Origin of the sequence: Streptomyces sp. 2323.1, assembly GCF_900221035.1 — a bacterium.
GTDB classification, from domain to species: domain Bacteria; phylum Actinomycetota; class Actinomycetes; order Streptomycetales; family Streptomycetaceae; genus Streptomyces; species Streptomyces sioyaensis.
This window is the reverse complement of the sequence record NZ_LT907981.1, coordinates 287786-310008: the sequence shown is the minus strand read 5'-3', so window position 1 is coordinate 310008 and position 22223 is coordinate 287786. Positions and strand designations below refer to the sequence as shown.

Genomic DNA, 22223 nt, shown 5'->3' with positions numbered 1-22223 from the left:
ACGGCCCCGGGCTCATTGTCTGGGCGATTCACCAGACCCTGCCGGCGACGGTCTACGGCGCGCCGCACAGCGGACACCATGGTCACAGGCCCGCGGGACGAGGTCGCGGGCCCACCGAACGAGGGAGACACCATGAAGATCACGGTTGACCGGGACCGGTGCGTCGGTGCCGGGATGTGTGCGATGACCGCCGGCGAGGTCTTCGAGCAGCACGACGACGACGGCCGTGTCGTGCTGCGGATGACCGAGCCGCCCGCGCAGCTGGCGGACGACGTGGAAGAGGCGGAGCAGCTGTGCCCGTCCCGCGCCATCACGGTGGACCCCGCCGCCGGCTGACCCGTGCGGCGAGGCCCCACGTGAGGGCATCACGCCCGCCTTACCACCAGCGGCAGTTGCTCGGCACCGAAGACGTTGCTGCCGTGGAACGACAGGCGGGAGCCGGCATCCACTCGCACGCTGCGGAAGCGGTCCAGCATCAGCTCCAGCACGATCCGGCTCTCCAGCCGGGCGAGCGGGGCGCCGATGCAGTAATGGATGCCGTGCCCGAACGCCGCCTGCCGGGAGTTGGACCGCTCCGGCACGAAGGCCGCGGGGTCGTCGAAGACCCGCTCGTCATGGTTGGCGGACAGCAGCCACAGGTGGATGAGGGTGTTCGGCGCGATGACCTCCCCGGCGATCTCCACCTCCCGCGTCGGCACCCGTTCGACGCGGGTGAACGGCGGCCGGCAGCGCAGCGTCTCCTCGATCAGCGCGGGAATCCCGGACCGGTCCGCGCGCAGCGCCTCCCAGCGCTCCGGCGCGCTGTCCAGGCACAGCAGGATGTTGCCGAGCAGTACCGAGGTCGTGATGTGGCCCGCCAGCAGCAGCAGCGTGGCGAAGCTGACGATCTCGTCGTCGGACAGCCGCTGGCCGTCGACCTCCGCGTGCACCAGGGTGCCGATCAGGTCGTCGTGCGGGGTGCGCCGGCGCGCGTCCACGAACTCCTGCAAGTACGCCGAGATCTCCTTGCCGGTCAGCTCCATGCGCCGCACGCTCTCCGGGTCCGCGGCATCCGTGGCGAGCAACTGGGCGCCCCACGCCTGGAACATGGCCTGGTCGTGGAGCGGCACGCCCAGCATCGTGGCGATCACCATCACCGGCAGTGGATTGGCCACCGCATCGACGAGATCGAAGCGCTCACCGTCGACCGCGTCGAGCAGCTCGCGGGTGAGGGTGGTGATCTGCGGGGTCAGTTCGGAGATCAGCCGGCTGGTGAACGCCCGGCTGACCAGGCGGCGCAGCTTGCCGTGCTGCGGGGGGTCGAGCAGCAGCAGGACGCCGCTGGGTGTCTCGCCGCCGAGCCGCCCCACGGTGTCGGAGGAGTACAACCCCGGATCGCCCAGGATGTGCACCACGTCCGCGTGTCTGAAGACATGCGCATTCCCCGACTCGTCCCGCCAGACCGGGCTTTCGTTTCGCATCCGGCGCATCCAGGCCAGCAGGGTGGCGCCGCCGTCCGGCTCCACCGTCGGAGGCTGAACGACCTCCGGGCCGGGCGCCCACGGCGGGTGCGGCACATTCGGGAGGACATTCGACATTTGCTGCGGCACCGGTGATTCCCCTTTCGCGCCGGCCCGGACGCATACCGGAGCACGCGTCCTGCCGTCGAAAACCTTTCTTCACAGATAAGACCGAAGCTCAGCACGGCGGTGCGGCGCAGGACAGGAATGCGGCGGAATTCTAGGGATTTCCGAAGCCTCAGGACCGGCCTCGGCGGGGCTTGGGCTCCACTCGGAGCGGCAGGGCACGCAGCGGCGCGGATCCGGTACCCGGGAGGCGGGCCGTGGGCTCGGACGTCATTGTCTGGAGGAATCCCCAGACCATGGCGGTGCGGTACCGCGGGGCACTGTTTCAGACCACAGGATAAGCATCGACACCATCCGCGCTCTGGCCGTGAATGCGTGCCTGGCGGTCATGTCGAGGCCACCCAACTGTGCGCGACCGAGAGGGGATCCCCAATGCGCGTGCTGTTCGCCGGACTGTCCGAGAAGTCGCATCTGTATTCCATGGTGCCGCTGGCTTGGGCGCTGACCGCGGCAGGGCACGAGGTGCGCATGGCGAACGCCCCGGCACTCACCGACATCGTCACCGGCACCGGTCTGGTCGCGGCCCCCGTCGGCCGTGACCACGAACTGCACCAGGCCATGAAACTGGCCCCCGAGTCACAGGACCAGGACGTCGCCAACTGGAGCCGGCTGGGACCCGGGGAGGTGGACTGGCCCGCCCTCCGCGACCGCTACGAGATCAGCGTCCCCTACGGCTTCGCGCTGTACAACGAGCCGGTGCTGGACGAGATGACCGCCCTCGCGAAGAGCTGGCAGCCGCATCTGGTCATCCGTGACCCGCTCTGCTACGCCGGCGCCATCGCCGCCCGCGCCTGCGATGCCGTCCACGTCCGGCTGCTGTGGTGCGCCGATGTCTACGGCAGGGCCCGGCAGACCTATCTCGGCCTGATGAACCAGCTCCCGCCCACCGAGCGGGTGGACCCGCTCGCCGACTGGCTCGACGAGCGGGGCGCCCCGTTCGGCGTCTCCTGCGACGAAGAGCTGATCCACGGGCAGTACACCCTCGACACCCTCCCGCCGAGCCTGCGGCCGCCCACCACACTGCGGTCGCTGTCCATGCGCTACGTGCCGTACAACGGGGACGCGGTGTGGTGGCCGTGGCTGCGCGAGGCACCCAAGCGGCCGCGGGTCTGCCTGACCCTCGGCACGAGCAACACCGAGGCGTACGGCGGTGACTACGTCTCCGTCCCCGACCTCCTCGGAGCGCTGGCCGCGCTCGACATCGAGGTGGTCGCCGCGCTCCTTCCGCAGCAGCGGAAGGCACTCGCCGACATCGCCGACATCCCTGCCAATGTGCGCGCCGTCGACGGCGTGGCGCTGCACACCCTGCTTCCCAGCTGCTCGGCCGTCATCCACCACGGCGGCTGGGGGACCTACGCCACCGCCCTGATCAACGCGGTACCGCAGCTCGCCCTCTCCACCAACGTCGCCGACCAGGAGTGGCGGGGCCGGTCCCTGGAGCGCGCCGGCGCGGGGATCTTCGCCCACCACAGCGAGGTCACCGCCGACCTGGTGCTCCGACACACCCTGCAGATCCTCGACGACCCGGGCTTCGCCTCCGCCGCGCAGCGACTGCGCGACGAATCCGCGGCGATGCCCAGCCCGCGCGACATGGTCGCCACACTGGAGCAACTGGTCGCGGAGCGCTGACCGGGCCGAGTCGGCCGGCGACCGACAGGCCCTCCCCCTGACACCACTCGCCCCTGGATGGAAACCGTGAAGGCTCTTGTGCTCTCGGGAGGCGCGGGTACGCGCCTGCGGCCCATAACCCACACCTCCGCCAAACAACTCGTCCCGGTCGCCAACAAGCCGATCCTCTTCTACGTGCTGGAGGCCATCGCCGAGACCGGCATCATCGACGTCGGCATCATCGTCGGCGACACCGGACCGGAGATCCGTGCGGCGGTCGGCGACGGCTCCCAGTTCGGCCTGAAGGTGACCTACATTCCGCAGAGCGCCCCGCTCGGCCTCGCCCACGCCGTCCTCATCGCCCGCGACTTCCTGGGCGACGACGACTTCCTGATGTACCTGGGGGACAACTTCATCTCCGGCGGCATCACCGATCTCGTCGAGGGCTTCCGCAAGGAACGCCCCGACGCCCAGCTCGTGCTCAGCCGGGTCCCCGACCCCACCGCCTTCGGCGTGGCCGAACTGGACGCCACCGGCCGGGTGACGGGCCTGGAGGAGAAGCCGCAGCACCCCAAGAGCGATCTGGCGCTGGTCGGCGTCTATCTCTTCACCCCCGCGGTACACGAGGCGGTACGCACCATCCGGCCGTCCGCGCGCGGCGAACTGGAGATCACCGACGCCGTGCAGTGGATGGTCGAGGCGGGCCAGGACATCCGCTCCGGTGAGCTGTCCGGCTACTGGCGGGACACCGGCAGCGTCGTCGACATGCTGGAGGTCAACCGCATGCTGCTGGAGAGCCAGGAACGCTGCATCGAGGGCTCCGTGGACGAGGCGAGTGAGATTCTCGGCCGGGTGCGCATCGGGCCCGGCGCGACGGTCCGTACCTCGCGGATCGTCGGGCCGGCCGTGATCGGTGCCGGCACCGTCGTCACCGACTCCTACATCGGCCCGTCCACCTCCATCGCGGAGGACTGCCGCATCCACGACAGCGAACTCGCCGCCTCGATCGTGCTGCGCGGTTCGTCGTTCGAGAGTGTGCGCCGGGTGGAGGCCTCCCTGGTCGGACGCAACGCCCAGGTGGCGCTCGCCCCGCAGCGTCCGGTGGCCCACCGGCTGGTCATCGGCGACCACGCGAAGGTGCACATCCAGTCCTGACGCCGCCCGCGCGGCGGGCCGACCGTCCCACCCGCACGAACAACGGAAGGGGGTAGGCGCTCCTCACCGGCCTGGCTCCCAGGCCTCGCGCCACAACCTCGATGAGCCCCACGAGAATCCTGGTGACCGGCGGCGCCGGCTTCATCGGTTCGCACTACGTCCGTACGCTCCTGGGACCCTTCGGGCCGGGTGACGTGCACGTCACCGTGCTCGACAGCCTCACCTACGCGGCCAGCACGGCCAACCTCGACGAGGTGCGCCACCTCGACAGCTTCCGCTTCTTCGCCGGCGACATCTGCGACGAGGCGCTGGTCGGCGAGCTGATCGCCTCCCACGACCAGGTCGTCCACTTCGCGGCCGAGTCCCATGTCGACCGCTCCATCCGCAGCTCCGCGGAGTTCGTCCGCACCAACGTGCTGGGCACCCAGGTCCTGCTCGATGCCGCGCTCCGGCACGGGCTCGCCACCTTCGTCCACGTCTCGACCGATGAGGTCTACGGCTCGATCGCCACCGGGTCCTGCTCGGAGACCCACCCGGTCAACCCCAACTCGCCGTACGCGGCCTCCAAGGCCTCCAGCGATCTGATCGCCCTCGCCTACCACCGCACCCACGGCCTCGATGTGCGGGTCACGCGCTGCTCCAACAACTACGGGCACCGCCAGTTCCCGGAGAAGGTCATCCCGCTGTTCGTCACCAACCTCCTGGACGGCAAGAAGGTCCCGCTGTACGGCGACGGCCTGCACGTCCGCGACTGGCTGCACATCGACGACCACGTCCAGGGCATCGAGCTGGTCCGCACCGGCGGCCGCCCCGGCGAGGTCTACAACATCGGCGGCGGCACCGAGTTGAGCAACCGGGAACTGACCGATCTGCTGCTGGAGACCTGCGGCGCCGCGCCGGAGATGATCGAGTACGTCGACGACCGCAAGGGCCACGACCGGCGCTACTCGGTCGACTGGAGCAAGATCCAGACCGAGCTGGGCTACAAGCCGGGCAAGGACTTCGCCGATGGCCTGGCCGAGACGGTCGCCTGGTACCGCGACCACCGCGACTGGTGGGAGCCGCTCAAGGACCGCGCGGTGCGGCTCGCCGGGACGTGCTGATGGCCTGGTGCCATTCGCCGGGAACGGGCCCGGACGGCCCGGTCCGCCGGGTGGTCGTGCTGGGCGCGAGCGGATTCATCGGCCGGCAGGTGTCCGCCGCGGTCCGGGCGGCCGGCGGCGAACCGCTGCTGGTGGCCCGCCGGCCCGTCGCGGACGCCACCTCGCGCTGCATCCCGCTGGACCTGATCGGCGACGGGCCGGATGCCCTGAGCCGCCTCCTCGACTCCGAGCGGCCCGCTGCCGTGGTCAATGCCGCGGGCGCCGTGTGGTCCCGCACGGAGGAGACCATGCAGCAGGCCAACCACGCCCTGGTCGAAACGGTGCTGGCGGCGATCGCCGCGGCCTCCTGGCGCCCCCGTCTCGTCCACCTCGGGTCGGTCTTCGAGTACGCCCCGCCCCCTCCCGGCACCCCGCTGGACGAGCGGGCACCGACCCGGCCGACCACCCCGTACGGACGGTCGAAACTGGAAGGCACCCAGGCGGTCCTGGCGGCGGCCGAAGCGGGACGGGCGGACGCGGTGGTGCTGCGGCTGTCGAATGTGATCGGGGCGGGCACCTCACCGAGCAGCCTGCTGGGGCAGGTCGCCGCACAGCTGCGCGCCGCGGAGGCCGGGCAGGAGGCGGTGGTGCGGGTCAGCCCGCTGCGGGCGAGCCGCGACTTCGTGGACGTCCGGGACACCGCGGACGCGGTACTGGCCGCGGCGTCGCTGCCGGTCGGCGGACAGGTCATCAACATCGGGCGCGGCGAGGCGGTGCCGGTGCGCGCCATGGTGGAGAGGCTCATCGAGGCCAGCGGAAGGCCGACCCGGATCGTCGAAGGGGCCGGAGCCGGCGTCCGGACGAACACCGGCCTGGACTGGATGCAGGTGGCGACCGGGACCGCCCGGCGGCTGCTCGGCTGGTCGGCGCGGCACAGCCTCGACAGCTCGGCCCGGGAGCTGTGGCGGGCGACCGCCCCGCAGGCCACCGCGCACGCCACCCGCCCGTGAGCCCGTCGTAGGCACAGCATTAGCAGAAACCCTAGGCCGCCGTCCCTACGGTGGCAGCAGGGGGACTCGGCTGCGGTCGAACGCCCCTGCACCGCCCCGTACAGCAGCCCGAGCAGAGGTGTGGAAGTGTCAGGGTCCGTAGCGGTATCCCCGCGGCATGTGGCCGTTTTCGTCTTCGCCGACTTCGGGCACGTCAACCCGACGCTCGGCCTGACCCGGGAACTCGTCGCCCGCGGCCACCGGGTGACCTATGTCGTCGACCACCGCTACACCGAGCTGGTCGAGCGGGCCGGCGCCCGGACCGTGGGCTACACCTCCCGGCGCGGCGCGTTCGGCAAGGTGCCCGACCCGAGCGCGGAACGCCTGGCCGCCGAGGGCTACGAGCTGCTGGTCGAGACGATGGAGACGGTCTGCCCGCGCGCCGTGGCCGCCCTCGGCTCCGACGTGCCGGACGTCGTGCTCTACGACTTCGAGTCGTTCGCGGCCGCCCGGATGACCGCTCGCCTCCTGGGCTGCACCACCACCGTGCAGCTGAGCCCCAGCCATGCGTCGAACGAGGCGTTCTCCATGCGGGCCCAGCTGTTCGACCCCGAGGACCCGTCGATGCGCGAGGGCGGCGCCGCGCTGATGCGCTTCACACAGGACCACGGCCTCGCCCCGGACGAGCTGGGCCGCTTCCTGGCGGAATGGGACGACCGGAACCTGGTCTTCCTGCCGCGGGAGTTCCAGATCGAGGGCCCGACCTTCGACGACCGCTTCGCGTTCGTGGGCCCCTCGGTGGCCGAAGACGCCGCTGCGCCGTGGACACCGCCGGGCGACGGCCGCCGGCTGGCGCTGGTCTCGCTGGGCACCGAGTCCAACCGGCAGCGCGACTTCTTCCGCACCTGCCTGGACGCCTTCGACGGCGACGACTGGCATGTGGTGATGACCCTCGGCCGCGGCAGCGACCTCGCCGCCCTGGGACCCGTGCCGCCGCACGTCGAGCTCCACGAGTGGCTGCCGCACCCCGTGGTCCTGCCGCACGCCGACCTGCTGGTCTGCCATGCGGGCATGGGCAGCGTCATGGAGGCGCTGTACTTCGGCACCCCGCTGATCGCGGTGCCGCAGACCTTCGAACTCGCCCTGACCGCACGGCGCCTGGACGACCTGAAGCTGGGCCGGTGGATCGACCGCGACCGGCTGACCGCGGACACCCTCGCCGCCGCCGTCAAGGAACTCGTGACCGACCCGGGGACGCCGGAGCGGATGGCGCGGATGCGCGCGCACGTCCGCGGGGCCGGGGGCGCGGTCCGGTCCGCCGACCTCCTGGAGCGGTGGGCCGCCGACCGGGCCCCGTCCGTCTCCGGGGTCTGAACCGTCCGGGCCCCTTCCCGCCCCTGCGCCCGGACCGCACGGCGCCCGGCACGCTCCCCAGCGTGCCGGGCGCCTTCTGCCGTCCCGTCAGGTACGACTGGTGACGAACTCGGTGACGCTGCGGATGCTGTGGTCGATCATCTCGTCGGTCAGGCCGGGGAAGACCCCGATCCAGAAGGTCCGCTCGGCCATGATGTCGCTGTTGGTCAGCGGCCCGCTCACTCGGAACGTGCTGTTCAGATAGGCCGGGTGGCGGGTGAGATTGCCGGCGAAGAAGCGTCGGGTGGCCACCCGGCGGGACTCCAGGTGGTCGATGAGCTCCGCCGTCGAGAACGGCGCGCTGTCCAGCACCGTGAGCACGAAGCCGAACCAGCTCGGATCGCTGTCCGGGGTGGGGTCGGGCAGCAGCAGATGCGGCAGGCCGTCCAGCCCCGCTCGCAGCCGCGCCCAGTTGTGCCGTCGGGCCGCACCGAACTCGTCTATTTTTCCGAACTGGTTGAGTCCGAGCGAGGCCTGCAGATCCGTCGACTTCAGGTTGTAGCCGATGTGGGAGAAAATGTACTTGTGGTCGTAGCCCTTCGGCAGGGTGCCCATCTGCTGCTCGAACCGCTTGAAGCAGCGGTTGTCCTCGCCGGGCTCACACCAGCAGTCCCGCCCCCAGTCCCGCAGCGACTCCACGATGCGGGCGAGCACCATGTTGTCGGTCAGCACACAGCCGCCCTCGCCCATGGTGATGTGGTGGGCCGGATAGAAGCTCTCGGTGGCCAGATCCCCGAACGTGCCCGTCAGCCGGCCCCGGTAGGTGCTGCCGAGCGCATCGCAGTTGTCCTCGATGAGGAACAGCCCGCGGTCGCTGGCGATCTTGGCTACTTCCTCGACGGCGAAGGGGTTGCCGAGCGCATGGGCGATCATGATGGCCCGGGTACGCGGACCGATGGCCTCCGCGATCCGCTCCGGGGAGGCGTTGTAGGTGCCGAGTTCGACGTCGATGAAGACCGGCACCAGACCGTTCTGCAGGATCGGGTTGACCGTTGTGGGAAAGCCGGCCGCCACGGTGACAACCTCGTCGCCGGGCACCAGCCGGAGGTCCTCCAGCTGGTGCGAGGTCAGCGCGCTGAGCGCCAGGAGGTTGGCCGAGGAACCCGAGTTGGTCAGATGCGCCTTGCGCAGCCCGAAATACTTGGCCAGCGCCCGCTCGAACCGGCGGGAACTGGTACCGGCCGCGATCCGCAGATCCAGGGCCGCCTCGACGAGGGCGACCCGGTCCTCCTCGTCGAGCACCGCGCCCGACGCCGCAACCGGCGTCACCCCGGGCACAAATCCGGACGCGACATTGTCCTGGTGGTACGCGCGTACCTGATCCAGAATGTCGCTCTTGCTGTACCCCATCGGCTGCCGCCTCCTGTGAGTGTCCTGCGGGATGTTCGTCGCGTTGCCGCGGGGGTGCGATCCGGGTTCGCGGCGCGGAGCACGACAGGCCGACGGCGTGTCCGGCCATGCGGTACACCGGTTCCCGTCACCGGTCGGCTGATCGGGGTCATCAGCTCAGCACGCCGGGCCCGTACGGGGCCAGTAAGGGCCGCGAACTCTAGGGAGTGCCATAGAGGGTGGGCGGCGCGGCACCACGGGCGCCGCCGGTGCACGGGACACTAGGGAATGTCCCACATCGCCCCTGCCCATACTGGGGCCGGACAGGGGGACGGCGCTTCACCACGGTCGGAGCGACGGGACGGTTCTCCCTCCCGTAAGGCGCAATGACGTTCCGGTGAGACCTTTCGCCAGGGCGGTCTCGGCACAGCGGACGGGATGTTCCCGGCGCTCCCGGACCCGGTGCCGGGGCTGCCCGGACGGCCTGCGCCTGCCCGAGGCAAGGACCTGTTTCCGAAGTGGTGGGAGCGCGAAAGACGTGAGTGCCAAGATGCGCACCGAACTGATCCGCCCGGTGCACGAGTTGCTCACCGAGCACGCCGACCGGTTCGCCGGAAAGACCGCCTTCTCCGACGCGCGACGCAGCGTGACCTACGCCGAACTCGACCGGCGCACCGCCCGGCTGGCTGGCCAGCTGGCGGATCTGGGCCTGGCCCGCGGCGGCCGGGCGGCCGTCTACCTGGGCAATTGCGTGGAGATGGCGGAGAGTTGTCTGGCCGCCTCCCGGGCGAGCGCCGTCGGGGTGCCGTTCAACCCGCAGTCCTCCGACGCGGAGCTGGCGCATCTGCTGGACGACAGCGAAGCCCAGGTGGTGATCACCGGTCCGGCCCAGGCCGACCAGGTACGGCGGATGCTGCCGCAGCGCCCCGGGCTGCGCATCGTGGTCACCGGCGAGGACGCGGCCCCCGAAGGCACCGCGCACTACGAGACGCTCGCCACCACCGACCCGGCCAACCCGGCGCGCGACGACCTCGGCCTGGACGAGCCGGCGTGGATGCTCTACACCTCGGGAACCACCGGCCGCCCCAAGGGCGTGCTGTCGACCCAGCGCCGGTCCCTGTGGGCGACGGCCTCGTGCACCGCACCGGTCCTGGGTCTCTCCGCCGGCGACCGGGTGCTCTGGCCGCTGCCGATGTTCCACCTCGTGTCGCACAATGTGTGCCTGCTGGGAGTCGTGGCCGTCGGCGCCACGGCGCACCTCATGCCGGGGCTGGCGGCCGACGAGGTCCTGGAGGCCGTTCAGGACCGGGCCAGCACCTTTCTCGTCGGCGTACCGACGATGTTCCACCACCTGGTCGAGGCGGCCCGCGACGGCGGCTTCACCGCGCCCGACCTGCGTCTGTGCCTGGTCGCCGGCTCCGCCTGCCCGGTCCGGCTGCAGCGCGCGTTCCAGGAGACCTTCGGGATCTCCCTGCTGGCCAGCTACGGCAGCACCGAGACCGGCGGCGCGATCACCACGAACCTGCCGGACGGCCCGCAGGTCGAGGGCTCCTGCGGGGTGCCGCTGCCCGGACTCGACCTGCGGCTGACCGACCCACGGACCGGGGAGGAGGCCGCCACCGGCGAGGAGGGCGAGGTGTGGGTCAACAGCCCTGCCCTCATGCTCGGTTACCACAACCAGCCCGAGGCCACCGCCGCCGTGCTGTCCGAGGGGTGGTACCGCACCGGCGACCTCGGCCGCCGCGACGACGCCGGCTATCTGACGCTCACCGGCCGGGTCAAGGAACTGATCATCCGCGGCGGTGAGAACATCCACCCCGGCGAGGTCGAAGAGGTCCTCCAGCAGATCCCGGGAGTGGCCGAGGCCGCGGTCGCCGGCGTTCCGCACGAGGTGCTCGGCGAGGTCCCCGTCGGCTACCTCGTACCGGGCCCGGACGGTATCGACCCCGACCTGGTCCTCACCACCTGCCGCGAGCAGCTGTCCGCCTACAAGGTGCCCGACGCGCTCTACGAGATCGCCGCCGTCCCCCGCACCCCGGCCGGGAAGATCGCCCGGCAGGAACTGGCTCAGCTGCCGGCCCGGCTGCTGGCGGTCAACCCCCTGGCCGAACTGCGCACCGAGGCGGCCTCCTCGGCGGACGGCTCCGCCGACCGGGCCGCCGCACTGCTGACCCGCCGGCTCCACGGCTCCCAGCGCAACCGCGCGCTGCTGACCATGGTGCGCTCGGCCGTCGCCGACGTCCTCGGCCTCGGCACGGCGGACGACGTCGCGCCCGACAAGGCGTTCAAGGAACTGGGCTTCACCTCGCTGGCCGCCGTCCAGCTGCGCGACCGGCTGCGCTCCCTCACCGGCAAGCGGCTGTCGGCCGCGATCGCCTTCGACTACCCCACCCCGGCCGCGCTCGCCGGGCACCTGCACACGGAGCTGCTGGACGAACCGGCGGCGAGCGCCGCCGAGGCCCCGCTGCGCGCGGAGCCGGACGAACCGGTCGCCATCATCGCGATGGGGTGCCGCTACCCGGGCGGCAGCGACTCCCCGGAGGCCCTGTGGCGGATGGTCGCCGCGGGTGCCGACGCCGTCGGTCCGCTGCCGGCGGACCGCGGCTGGGACCTGGAACGGCTCCTCGGCCGCGACCCGGCCGCCGCCGGCCGGTCGGACGCCCGCGAAGGGGCGTTCCTGCCCGAGGCGGACCGGTTCGATGCCGCCTTCTTCGGCATCTCCCCGCGCGAGGCGCTGGCCATGGACCCACAGCAGCGGCTGCTGCTGGAGACCGCATGGGAGACCTTCGAACGCGCCGGGATCGACGCGGCGTCCCTCAAGGGCAGCCGCACGGGCGTGTTCGCCGGTGTGATGCACGGCGGCTACGGCCCCGGCCCGCACGACCGGTCGGCCCAGAGCCTGGAGGGGCATCTCGCCAACGGCAGCGCGATCAGCATCGCCTCGGGCCGGATCGCGTACAGCTTCGGCCTGGAAGGCCCCGCCCTCACCGTCGACACGGCCTGTTCGTCCTCGCTGGTGGCGATCCATCTCGCGGCCCAGTCGCTGCGCCAGGGGGAGTGCTCGCTGGCACTGGCCGGCGGGGTGACGGTGATGACCGCGCCGACCGCCCTGGTCGAATTCAGCCGCCAGGGCGCGCTGTCCGCCGACGGCCGCTGCAAGGCGTACTCCTCGGCGGCCAACGGAACCGGGTTCTCCGAAGGGGCGGGCCTGGTGCTGCTGGAGCGGTTGTCGGACGCCCGCCGGCTGGGGCATCCGGTGCTGGCGGTGGTGCGGGGCAGCGCGGTGAACCAGGACGGCGCGAGCAACGGTCTGACGGCACCCAGCGGACCGGCCCAACAGCGGGTGATCCGGCAGGCGTTGGACCGGGCGGGCCTCACCCCGGACGAGGTGGACGCGGTCGAGGGCCACGGCACGGGCACCACACTGGGCGACCCGATCGAGGCACAGGCACTGCTGGCGACCTACGGCCAGGGGCGGGACCAGGACCGGCCGCTGTGGCTGGGCTCGCTGAAGTCGAACATCGGCCACACCCAGGCGGCGGCAGGTGTGGCGGGCGTGATCAAGATGGTGCAGGCGCTCGGGCAGGGCGTACTGCCGCGGACCCTGCACGTCGACGAACCGTCGCCGCACGTGGACTGGTCGGCCGGAGCGGTGCAGCTCCTCACCGAGCCGGTCACTTGGCCGGAGACCGACCGGCCCCGGCGCGCCGCGGTCTCCTCGTTCGGCGCCAGCGGCACCAATGCGCATCTCATCCTGGAGCAGGCACCGGACCGCCCCGTGGCCGGTGACGCGGCGCCGGAGCCGGTCACGGACGCCGGTGTGGTGCCCTGGCTGGTGTCCGGCCGCGGACCGCAGGGACTGGCCGGACAGGCCACCCGGCTGCGGGAGTTCGCCGAGGCCGGAGCGGATCCCGTGGACGCGGCAGGAGTGGGGCTGGGGCTGCTGGGCCGCAGCGCCCTGGACCACCGCGGTGTGGTGGTGAGCAATGGTGCGGGGCTGCCGGCCGGACTGGACGCCCTCGCGCGGGGCGAGGCGGGCCCCGGTGTCGTGCGGGGGACCGCGCGGCCGGGCGCCACCGTCTTCGTGTTCCCCGGGCAGGGCTCCCAATGGGTGGGCATGGCCCGGGAGTTGTCGGCGTCCTCGGCGGTGTTCCGCAACCGGCTGACCGAGTGCGAGGAGGCCCTGTCGGCCTTCGTGGACTGGTCGCTGGCGGACGTGCTGAAGGGGGCCGAGGGCGCTCCGGGGCTGGAGCGGGCGGAGGTCGTGCAGCCGGTGCTCTTCGCCGTCATGGTGTCCTTGGCCGAGGTGTGGCGCTCGTTCGGCGTGCAGCCCGACGCGGTGGTGGGGCACTCCCAGGGCGAGATCGCGGCGGCCTGCGTGGCGGGGGCGCTGAGCCTGGAGGACGCGGCACGGGTCGTCGCCCTGCGCAGTCAGGCGATCTCCCGGGTGGCGGGCTCCGGCGGCATGGCGTCGGTGGGCATGCCCGCGGACGAGGTACGGGCCCGGCTGGAGCACTGGCACGGACAGGTCGGCGTCGCGGCGGTGAACGGTCCCTCCTCCACCGTGATCTCCGGTCATGCGGAGGCCCTGGAGCAGGCGATGGCGCTGCTGGAGGGCGAAGGGGTGCGGGTGCGCCGGGTCCCGGTCGACTTCGCCGGGCACTCGGTGCAGACCGAGCAGCTGGAAGCCGAGCTGCTGGAGGTGCTGGCATCCGTGTCCCCGCGGCCCTGCGAGGTGGCGTTCTACTCGTCGGTGACCGGCGGCCAGGTCGACGGACCGGAACTGAACGCCGCCTACTGGTACCGCAATCTCCGGCAGACCGTGGAGTTCGAGGCCGCCACCCGCGCCCTGCTGGCGGACGGGTACGAGATCTTCGTGGAGGCCAGCGCCCACCCCGTACTGGCGGTCGGACTCCAGGAGACCTTCCAGTCCGCCGGATCCGCCGCCGCGGCCGTGCCGTCGCTGCGTGTCGACGACGGCGGCTGGGACCGCTTCCTGCTGTCGCTGGGCGAGGCATGGGTGCACGGTGCACCGGTGGACTGGCGGCCGGCGTTCCCCGCCGCCGCGGCGCCCCGGACCGACCTGCCGACCTACGCCTTCCAGCGCGACAGGTTCTGGCTGACGCCCCCCGACGGCGCCGGCGATGTTTCCGCCCTGGGACTGGCGGAGGCGGAGCATCCGCTGCTGGGCGCGGCCGTGGAACTGCCCGACTCCCAGGCCCTGCTCTTCACCGGCCGGCTGTCGGCCCGGACCCACGACTGGCTCACCGACCACCTCGTGGCGGGCAGCGCCGTGCTACCCGGCCCGGCCCTCGTCGAGCTGGCGGTACGCGCCGGTGACGAGGTGGGCTGCGACCGGCTGGCGGAGCTGTCCCTGCACGCGCCGCTGGTGGTCCCATCGCAGGGCGCCGTCCAGCTCAGGGTCACGGTGAGCGCACCGGACGAGACCGGCCACCGGCCCGTCGCCATCCACTCGCGACGTGACGACGAGGGCACCGGCCGGCCGTGGACGTGCCACGCCACCGGCACCCTGACCGCGGACGGGGCCACGCCCTCCTGGGACCTGGAGGTGTGGCCCCCGGCGGAGGCGACCGCCGTGGAGCCGGCCGAGGTGTACGCCGCCCTGGCCGACGCCGGCTACCACCACGGCCCCGCCTTCCAGTGCCTGACGGCCGTATGGCGGCGCGGTGACGACCTCTTCGCCGAGGTCGCCCTGCCCGAGGACCGCACGACGCAGGCCGCGGCGTTCGGCCTCCATCCCGCCCTGCTTGACTCCGCACTGCACCCCGTGTGGGCGGGCGGACTCCTCGGCGACGAGCGGCAGACGCGGCAGCCCGCACGGTGGCAGGGCGTGACCCTGCACGCCGCCGGCGCCTCGGTCCTGCGGGTCCGCATCACCCGTACGGCATCCGAGGACCTGACCATCGCCGCCGCCGATGCGACCGGCCGGCCCGTGCTGACCATCGAGTCCCTCGCCACCGGGCCGGTGTCCGCCCGCACCATCAGGGGCGCCGCCGCAGCACAGCAGGACAGCCTGTTCCAGGTGGAGTGGACCGAGATACCGGCCGCGTCGATCGCCGCGGACACCCCGCCGGCCTGGGCCGTCGTGGGCGAGGACCCGCTGCGCGCACGGTCCGGCCTCATGGGCGCCGGACAGTACGCCGAGACCTACCCGGACCTGGAGACCCTCGCCAAGGAGATCGAGGGCGGCGCCGCCGTACCGGATCTCGTGGTGATGACGGCCGCCCCCGCTGCGGACGGGGCCACCGCGGAGGGAGCCACCGCGGACCTGGCCGACGCCGTCCACCGCCGCACCCGGCAGGCGCTGGCCTGGGCCCAGACGTGGCTGACCAGCCCCGCCTTCGCCTCCTCGAAGCTGATCCTGCTCACCCAGGGCGCGGTGGCCGCCTGGGACGACACCACCGAACCGGACCTGACAACGGCCGCCGTATGGGGACTGATCCGGTCCGCACAGACCGAGAACCCCGGCCGCTTCACCCTCGTGGACACCGATGCCGGCAAGCCCGCCTGGCGCACCCTGCGCAAGATCGTCGGGTCCGACGTGCCGCAACTGGCCCTGCGCAAACGCGCGTTGCGGATCCCGCAGCTGACCCGGCTCGCCGCGCCGGCCCAGAGCGCCCCGCTGCTCGCCGACCCGCACGGCACCGTCCTCCTCACCGGCGGCACCGGCCTGCTCGGCGCCGCACTCGCCCGCCACCTCGTCACCGACCACGGCGTACGCGACCTCCTGCTGACCAGCCGCCGGGGCCCCGACGCCCCCGGCGCGGCCGACATCGAGGCCGAACTGACCGCGCTGGGAGCCCGGGTGACCATCACGGCCTGCGACGTGGCCGACCGCGAGGCGCTCGCAGGGTTGCTGGCGACGCTGCCCGCCGACCGTCCGCTCAAGGCGGTCGTACACACCGCGGTGGTGATGGACGACGGCATCGTGCTGTCCCTGACCCCGGAGCGGCTGGACGCCGTGCTGCGGCCCAAGGTGGACGCCGCGCTCGCCCTGCACGAGGCGACCAAGGACCTGGACCTCTCCGCGTTCCTCGTCTTCTCGTCCATCGCCGGGATCCTGGGCGGCGCCGGCCAGGGCAATTACGCTGCGGCCAACGTCTTCCTCGACGCCCTCGCCCGGCACCGCCGTGCGCACGGCCTCCCGGCGGCGTCCATCGCCTGGGGCCTCTGGGCCGGCCGGGACCTCACGACCTCCGGCACCTCCCGGCTGCCGGTGCACCCGCTCCCGCTCGCCGAAGGCCTGGAACTGTTCGACGCGGTATGCGGCCTGGACCACGGCAACCCGGTCGCCGCACGGCTGGACACCGCGGAACTCCGCCGCCAGGCCGCATCCGGGAACCTGCCGCCGACGCTGCGCGCCCTGGTGCACAAGCCGTCCCGGCCGGCCGCACGCAACGCGCCCGCGGAAGCCTCCGAGCTCAAGCACCGCCTCGCCGCGATGACCGACGCCGAACGGGACGAAACCCTCCTCGACCTCGTGCGCCGTCTGATGGCCACGGTGCTGGGCCATGCCTCCGCCGACGCGATCGGAGCCCAGCAGGATTTCAAGGATCTCGGCTTCGACTCCCTGACCGCGCTGACCGTCCGCAACGAGTTGAACGCGGCGACAAAACTCACCCTGCCGCCCGCGGTGGTATTCGACTTCACCGACCCCAGCGCCCTGGCCCAGCACCTCAAGCGAGAGCTGCTCGAATGCTGATCGGGCCCGCCAGCACGCAAAGAGGAGAATCTTCATGAAGGTGGAAGACGTCTACATCGACTCGCTGGGAGCATTCCTTCCGGAATGGGCGAGCGCGGAGCAGGCGGTCGCCGATGGCATCCTGGACGCGGAGATTCCGCAGAGCAACGGACTGACCGGCGCCCACGTCGGAGGCGACATTCCGGCGATGGACATGGCGGTCTCCGCGGCCCGGACGGCTCTGGAGCGTTCGAAGCTGGATATCGAAGCGATCGGCTCGCACATCCACAGCTCCGTCAATTACCAGGGCCCCGTGGGCTGTTATCCGCCCGGCTACATCATGCGTGAGCTGGCCCTGGAAAACGTCCCCGCGCAATACCTCCAGCAGGGGTGCAACGGCATGCTGGGGGCGCTGGAGGTGGCCATCGGCCAGATGACCGGTGCCGCGGAGGCCGAGGCGGTCCTGCTGACGTCGGGCGAGAACTTCACCGCCCCGGGAGCCGACCGCTGGAACGACGGCTTCGGCCAGTCCTACTTCTTCTCCGACGGCGGTATGGCGGTCCTGCTCAGCGCCGACGAGGGATTCGCCCAGGTGCGCTCGCTCAACGCGGGCGTGCTGCACGCACTGGAGAAGTGGCACCGCGGCAACGGACCTCTGCTGGAGCGCGACGGGCCGGACCCCACGATGCCGGAGCGGGCCGAGCAGTTCAACGAAACCGAAATGCCGTTGACCGAGGCCCTTGAGAAGATCACGCTGTTCAACCTCGACATCATTCACCGGTCCCTGGTCGACGCGGATCTGAACGCCTCCGACCTCGCCAAGGTCATCCCGATCAACATGGACGGGCGCATGGTCGAATTCGGCACCATGATGCCGCTCGGCCTCCCCATGTCGCGATCGAGCTGGGATTACGGGAAGTCGGTCGGGCATGTCGGCGGGGCCGATGTCTTCATTTCGCTGGAACACCTGGTGCGTACCGGCGAATTGACCGCGGGTGATAACGTCCTGCTGGTGTCCCAGGGACCCGGATGGATCTGCACGGCCAGTGTCGTGACCATCCTGGATCTGCCTCCGTGGTCCGTGTGACACCGCTTTGTGCGGCCGGGTGAGACCGGCCGGACCGTGGAACCGGGCCGGCGGACCGCCGACAGCCGAACGCAGGCTGTCGAAGGCGCCGGCCCGAGCTGTGACAGGTGTCGTGTGTGACTTCGGAGGGCGCCCCTCCGGAGCGTGTGCGGTGTGAGTGCTGATGGTTGAGATGAGGGGAGCCTGAGGTGGCTACGGGTACGGTAGTGCGGTTTGACGATGTGCGAGGTTATGGCTTCATCGCCCCCGACGCCGGCGGGGAGGATGTCTTCATGCACGCGAACGACTTGTGCGACGAGAAGCATCTGTTCCGAAGCGGGCTGCGGGTCGAGTACACCACCGAAGTGGGGGACCGCGGGCTCAAGGCCGGCGAGGTACAGCTGCTGGAACCGGCGCGCACGGCCACCGTGCGGCGGCAGGCGCCGAGCGCGGTGACGGAGCGCTCCGCCGCCGAGTCGGACGAGGAGCTGGTGTGCGAGATCCTGTCCGCCGCCGAATTCCGCGGCGAACTGACGGAGGCCCTGCTCGACGCGGCCCCGACGCTGACCGCGGCGCAACTGGTACAGGTACGCAAGCGCGTCATGGAACTCGTCCAGACGCATCACTGGATCGAGTCCTGACCCACCGCCCCGCACGGCCCGCGCACGGCCGGCCGACACGGCCGCCGCCGGGCGCGGCTTCCCGGCGGGGCGGACGTCACCCATGAATGAGGCGGTCACGGCCGGACATCACCAGTCCGCCGTGACCGCCTCATCCGTGGTGTGGCTGCCCCTTCATCCCACGTGCCGGCTAGGCCTGGCCCATGCTCACCACAACGACTCCAGGGCCTCGGCGGCCCGTACGGCGCCACCGGCCCGTTGCGTCACCTCGGCCATCCGCCGCACCCGTTCGCGCAGCCCGTCGTCCGCGGCCGTCGCGCGCACGGCGTCCAGCAGCGTGTCCTCCGTGACCTCCGCGGGGTCCAGCAGCGTGCCGAGTCCCAGTTCCACGGCCCGACGGGACGCCACCCGGGTCTCCGGCATCTGCGGGACCAGCACCGGCGGCGTGCCCGCGTACAGCGACTCCATCAGGCTGCCCAGCCCCGCGGCGGTGACGAAGACGTCGGCCCGCCGCAGCGCCGCCAGCTGGGGAATCCACGCATGGACCTCGACGTTCGACGGCAGCGGGCCCAGCTTCCGCGGGTCCAAGCCGTTGCCGAGGGTGATCACCACGTGCCAGGGCCGGCCGTCGAAGGCGCGCACGCAGGTGGGGAAGAAGTCCGGCTGGTTGTTGTAGAGGGTGCCCATCGAGATCACGACGAGCGGCAACCCGTTCCGGGGCGCGTCCCAGCTGCCCCTGGTGTACTCCGCGGAGAGACAGGGGCCGACGAACGTCGTCTCCTCCCCGAAGGTCTCCCCGGCCGGCTGGAACTCCCGGGGCGCGTAGACGAGGCTCCTGTCGGCACCCCAGTCCACCAGGTACTCCGGTGAGGCGGTGATGCCCAGGTCGGCCGCGAACTGCTCGGCCTGGTGGTGGAGTTCCACCACGGCCGGGTGGTCGTCCGGCACCCCGGAGTCCACATCGACCGTGCGCTTCTGCGAGTAGTGGGCATTGGACGCCATCGAGGGGGTGGACTGCACCGCGGGGCGGTCCCAGAGCTGTCCCAGGGCCCGGCCCGCAGGGCCGACGATCATGTCGTACAGCACCAGGTCGGGCACGTCGTCGGCGAAGAGCTGCCGGGCCAGCGGCACCAGCTGCGCGCTCTCCTGGAGGAACAGCACGCCCGACCAGGCCAGCATGTCCGAGGTGAGCGTCTGGTACTGCCCCGGGCCCAGGGCCTCCGTCAGCAGGCTGTCGTAGGGCAGCGCGGTGGCGCCCGTCGCCCGCACCGCGGGCGCGAAGTCCTCCGAGGTCAGAAAGCTGACGCGGTGTCCTCGCCGGACGAGTTGCTCGGTGATGGCCAGCAAGGGGCGCAGGTGCCCATGGGCCGGGATGCTGAGGACGACGATGTGACGGGGCATGGGTGTCCTTAGGAAGAGCGGACGGCCGTCAGGAGGCCGACGCGGCCGGTGCCGGGGAGGGTCGGGTCGAAGGCCGGGGGGACCGGGCGGGTGTGGCGCTGTGCCAGGTGGGTCAGGGGTTCTTCCTCGGCGCTCCAGCCGTGGGCCGCGAGCCAGTCGGCGGGGGGCCGGGTCATCTCGTTCTTCCACAGGGAGGACAGCAGGTGCATGACGCCTTCCGGTGCGGCCGCTGCGGCCTCCTGGGCCTGGTCCGTGTTCACCATCGACCGGGTGACATGCTCCACCGACAGGTGGCTGCCCGGCGCCGACAGCGTGCTGATCCGGTCGAGCAGGTGATCCGCGTCGCGCTCGGTCAGGTAGACCAGTACCCCCTCGACCAGCCAGGCCGTCGGCTCGTCCGCGCGGAAGCCGCGCTTGACCAGCAGCGAGGGCCAGTCCTCGCGGAGGTCCGCCGCGATCACCTCACGTGTGCAGCGCGGCACTTCGCCCTGGAGGACGTCCTCCTTGAAGGCGAGCACCTCGGGCTGGTCCAGTTCGAAGAGGCGTACCCCGGCCGGCCAGTCCAGCCGGAAGGCACGGGTGTCCAGGCCCGCCGCGAGCACGACCACCTGGCGGCAGCCCGCCGCGCACGCCTGCGTGAAACAGTCGTCGAAGTACCGGGTGCGCAGGGCGAAGTAGTCGCCCATGGCCTCGGCGAACAGCTCGCCCTGCCCCGTGGTCCAGATCGCCTGCTGGTCGACGCTCGCGGCGTCGAGGAAACGCCTGGCCAGGGAGTCCTCGAACAGGCGGTCCGGGCGGTCGCTCTCGGCAGCGCGGGCGATCGCCACGACCAGCGCGGTGCTGCTGACCCCCGCCAAGCGCTTGTGTCCGTCGGTCATGTGGCCCTCCGCTGCGTGTGGTTCGCTGTCATGTCGCTCCTGTTCATGAGGCGGCGGCTTCATGAGGCGGCGGCGCGCTTGCCGTACGCCGCGCGGTCGAAGCGGACACCGCCCCGCCAGATCGCCTCGATCGACCGGGTGCGACGGATGTCCTTCGTGGGGTCGCCCTGGACGAGGACGAGGTCCGCGCGCCGCCCCGGGGCGATCACCCCGCGGTCGGCGAGACCGAAGTGCGCGGCGGGGGCCGAGGTCGCCGCGGTGAGCGCCTCCGCCGGCGTCAGTCCGGCCGCCACCAGGAGTGCCAGCTCGGCGTGCAGACTGGCGCCGTGGACGACCGGGCAGGCACGGTCCGGCCGGTAGTTGGCGTCGGTTCCCGCCAGCACGGGCACACCGGCCCGGTGCAGGCTGAGGACGCTCGACAGGGCGTGGGCGAAGTGCTGTCCGGGGGAGGCCGGCTCGATGCAGAGGCCTTCGTGGCCCTCCGCGATCGCGGTACGGGCGTGCTCCGGGAGATGGCCGGCGATCTGCGGATCGTCCGCCAGCGATCGTCCCGTGTGGGCCGAGCGGGCCATCTTCGGTGTGGACATCTCCAGCATGACCAGGGTGGGGATGACGGCCCGTCTCTCCTCTGCCGCCCGGCTGACGAACGCGTCGTCCAGAGTTGCTTCCAGCGGTAGATGCGTCAGCATGTCCACGCCGCTGTCCAGGGCGAGTCGCGCGGACCACAGCGCGGCCACATGAGCCACGGTGAGCAGGCCCCGGCGCCGCGCGGCCTCGGCGAGCGCCGTCACCGTCGCCCTGTCCAGAGCGGGCAGCGACATCCCGTGGTGCGCGCCGTCCTCCACCATGATCTTGATGAAGTGCGCGCCCTCCGCCTGTCTGGCGGCCACGAACGCGTCGGCCTGCTCAGGACCGGCCACCGTCGGCAGGTCGGGCATGGTGACGCCGGGGTGCCCTCCGGGCGCGCTCGCCAGCAGCCCCGCACTGCGCAGATCGGCGAGGTCGGCGCGCTCGCCGGCCGCCGCGCACAGGGCCCGGGTGGCGTCCGGCGGGCCCATGAACATGTCCAGTTCGGTCGTCACCCCGAAGGCAAGCGCCATTTCGAGATTGCTCTCGGCGCCGAATACGTGCGTGTGCGCGTCGATCAGCCCTGGCAGCAGGGTCATGCCCGCTCCGTCGATCACCTCGGTCGATGCCGATGTCGATGTCGATGAAGTTGCCGATGCCCGCGAGGCGGGATCTGCCATGACGCGCGTGATGAGACCGTCGGCGAACTCGACCGAGCCGCAGCCCAGCAGCCGCTCCCCGTCGAAGATCCGCACGTTGTCGATGATCACCTGCTGACCCTCTCGCAC

The 22223-nt window shown here is 71.8% G+C and carries 14 protein-coding genes; 9 read left to right on the top strand and 5 right to left on the bottom strand.

Going from position 1 to position 22223, the window contains the following annotated elements:
• Positions 1 to 132 precede the first annotated feature (132 nt).
• A complete protein-coding gene (locus CPH93_RS01255) occupies positions 133 to 336 on the top strand; it encodes a ferredoxin (RefSeq protein WP_093488020.1) in 204 nt (67 codons plus the stop codon).
• Positions 337 to 365: 29 nt separating this feature from the next.
• On the opposite strand, the gene CPH93_RS01250 is transcribed toward CPH93_RS01255, so the two are convergent.
• A complete protein-coding gene (locus tag CPH93_RS01250) occupies positions 366 to 1589 on the bottom strand; it encodes a cytochrome P450 (RefSeq protein ID WP_231977133.1) in 1224 nt (407 codons plus the stop codon).
• Positions 1590 to 1997: 408 nt separating this feature from the next.
• Here CPH93_RS01250 and CPH93_RS01245 point away from each other — a divergent pair, with 408 nt between their 5' ends.
• From CPH93_RS01245 to CPH93_RS01225, 5 genes are all read left to right on the top strand, one after another.
• The gene (locus CPH93_RS01245; protein WP_093488024.1) at positions 1998 to 3254 is read left to right on the top strand and encodes an activator-dependent family glycosyltransferase; all 1257 of its coding nucleotides are present in this window, start codon (positions 1998 to 2000) and stop codon (positions 3252 to 3254) included.
• 66 nt (positions 3255 to 3320) lie between these two features.
• The gene (locus CPH93_RS01240; protein ID WP_096211647.1) at positions 3321 to 4388 is read left to right on the top strand and encodes a glucose-1-phosphate thymidylyltransferase; all 1068 of its coding nucleotides are present in this window, start codon (positions 3321 to 3323) and stop codon (positions 4386 to 4388) included.
• 101 nt (positions 4389 to 4489) lie between these two features.
• Complete coding sequence (gene rfbB, locus CPH93_RS01235) at positions 4490 to 5491, top strand: dTDP-glucose 4,6-dehydratase (RefSeq protein ID WP_093488029.1); 1002 nt, start codon at positions 4490 to 4492, stop codon at positions 5489 to 5491.
• Positions 5491 to 6480, top strand: coding sequence for an NAD-dependent epimerase/dehydratase family protein (locus tag CPH93_RS01230; protein WP_159394945.1), 990 nt, complete (start codon positions 5491 to 5493; stop codon positions 6478 to 6480). Before rfbB ends, CPH93_RS01230 begins: the two co-directional genes overlap by 1 nt.
• 126 nt (positions 6481 to 6606) lie before the next feature.
• Complete coding sequence (locus CPH93_RS01225; protein WP_231977132.1) at positions 6607 to 7833, top strand: macrolide family glycosyltransferase; 1227 nt, start codon at positions 6607 to 6609, stop codon at positions 7831 to 7833.
• Positions 7834 to 7920: 87 nt separating this feature from the next.
• On the opposite strand, the gene rfbH is transcribed toward CPH93_RS01225, so the two are convergent.
• Positions 7921 to 9222: a lipopolysaccharide biosynthesis protein RfbH gene (rfbH, locus tag CPH93_RS01220; protein ID WP_093488035.1), complete on the bottom strand. Its 1302-nt coding sequence runs from the start codon at positions 9220 to 9222 to the stop codon at positions 7921 to 7923.
• A 529-nt stretch (positions 9223 to 9751) separates the two neighbouring features.
• Here rfbH and CPH93_RS01215 point away from each other — a divergent pair.
• The 3 genes from CPH93_RS01215 to CPH93_RS01205 all read left to right on the top strand — a co-directional run bounded on the left by CPH93_RS01215 (position 9752) and on the right by CPH93_RS01205 (position 18610).
• On the top strand, positions 9752 to 16924 hold the full coding sequence (locus CPH93_RS01215) for a type I polyketide synthase (protein ID WP_096215241.1): 7173 nt from the start codon (positions 9752 to 9754) through the stop codon (positions 16922 to 16924).
• A 34-nt stretch (positions 16925 to 16958) separates the two neighbouring features.
• Positions 16959 to 17990 carry a ketoacyl-ACP synthase III family protein gene (locus CPH93_RS01210; RefSeq protein WP_173909691.1) on the top strand — a complete coding sequence of 344 codons (1032 nt, stop codon included), beginning with the start codon at positions 16959 to 16961 and terminating at the stop codon, positions 17988 to 17990.
• 188 nt (positions 17991 to 18178) lie between these two features.
• Positions 18179 to 18610, top strand: a complete 432-nt coding sequence (locus CPH93_RS01205; RefSeq protein ID WP_096211644.1) for a cold-shock protein — start codon at positions 18179 to 18181, stop codon at positions 18608 to 18610.
• Between the two features lie 186 nt (positions 18611 to 18796).
• Here CPH93_RS01205 and CPH93_RS01200 read toward each other — a convergent pair whose 3' ends face one another.
• Genes CPH93_RS01200 through CPH93_RS01190 form a run of 3 tightly spaced genes read right to left on the bottom strand, consistent with a single transcriptional unit; the run spans position 18797 to position 22205 of the window.
• Positions 18797 to 19990 carry a macrolide family glycosyltransferase gene (locus CPH93_RS01200; protein ID WP_096211643.1) on the bottom strand — a complete coding sequence of 398 codons (1194 nt, stop codon included), beginning with the start codon at positions 19988 to 19990 and terminating at the stop codon, positions 18797 to 18799.
• Positions 19991 to 19998: 8 nt separating this feature from the next.
• Positions 19999 to 20868: an SAM-dependent methyltransferase gene (locus tag CPH93_RS01195; RefSeq protein ID WP_096211642.1), complete on the bottom strand. Its 870-nt coding sequence runs from the start codon at positions 20866 to 20868 to the stop codon at positions 19999 to 20001.
• A 59-nt stretch (positions 20869 to 20927) separates the two neighbouring features.
• Positions 20928 to 22205, bottom strand: coding sequence for an amidohydrolase family protein (locus CPH93_RS01190; protein WP_231977130.1), 1278 nt, complete (start codon positions 22203 to 22205; stop codon positions 20928 to 20930).
• Positions 22206 to 22223: the final 18 nt, after the last annotated feature.

Excerpts from the sequence above, each read along its gene's own strand:
- CPH93_RS01255 (WP_093488020.1), top strand. The coding sequence starts at position 133 with ATGAAGATCACGGTTGACCGGGACCGGTGCGTCGGTGCCGGGATGTGT.
- CPH93_RS01245 (WP_093488024.1), top strand. The coding sequence starts at position 1,998 with ATGCGCGTGCTGTTCGCCGGACTGTCCGAGAAGTCGCATCTGTATTCC.
- rfbB (WP_093488029.1), top strand. The coding sequence starts at position 4,490 with ATGAGCCCCACGAGAATCCTGGTGACCGGCGGCGCCGGCTTCATCGGT.
- CPH93_RS01230 (WP_159394945.1), top strand. The coding sequence starts at position 5,491 with ATGGCCTGGTGCCATTCGCCGGGAACGGGCCCGGACGGCCCGGTCCGC.
- rfbH (WP_093488035.1), bottom strand. The coding sequence starts at position 9,222 with ATGGGGTACAGCAAGAGCGACATTCTGGATCAGGTACGCGCGTACCAC.
- CPH93_RS01215 (WP_096215241.1), top strand. The coding sequence starts at position 9,752 with ATGCGCACCGAACTGATCCGCCCGGTGCACGAGTTGCTCACCGAGCAC.
- CPH93_RS01210 (WP_173909691.1), top strand. The coding sequence starts at position 16,959 with ATGAAGGTGGAAGACGTCTACATCGACTCGCTGGGAGCATTCCTTCCG.
- CPH93_RS01200 (WP_096211643.1), bottom strand. The coding sequence starts at position 19,990 with ATGCCCCGTCACATCGTCGTCCTCAGCATCCCGGCCCATGGGCACCTG.
- CPH93_RS01195 (WP_096211642.1), bottom strand. The coding sequence starts at position 20,868 with ATGACCGACGGACACAAGCGCTTGGCGGGGGTCAGCAGCACCGCGCTG.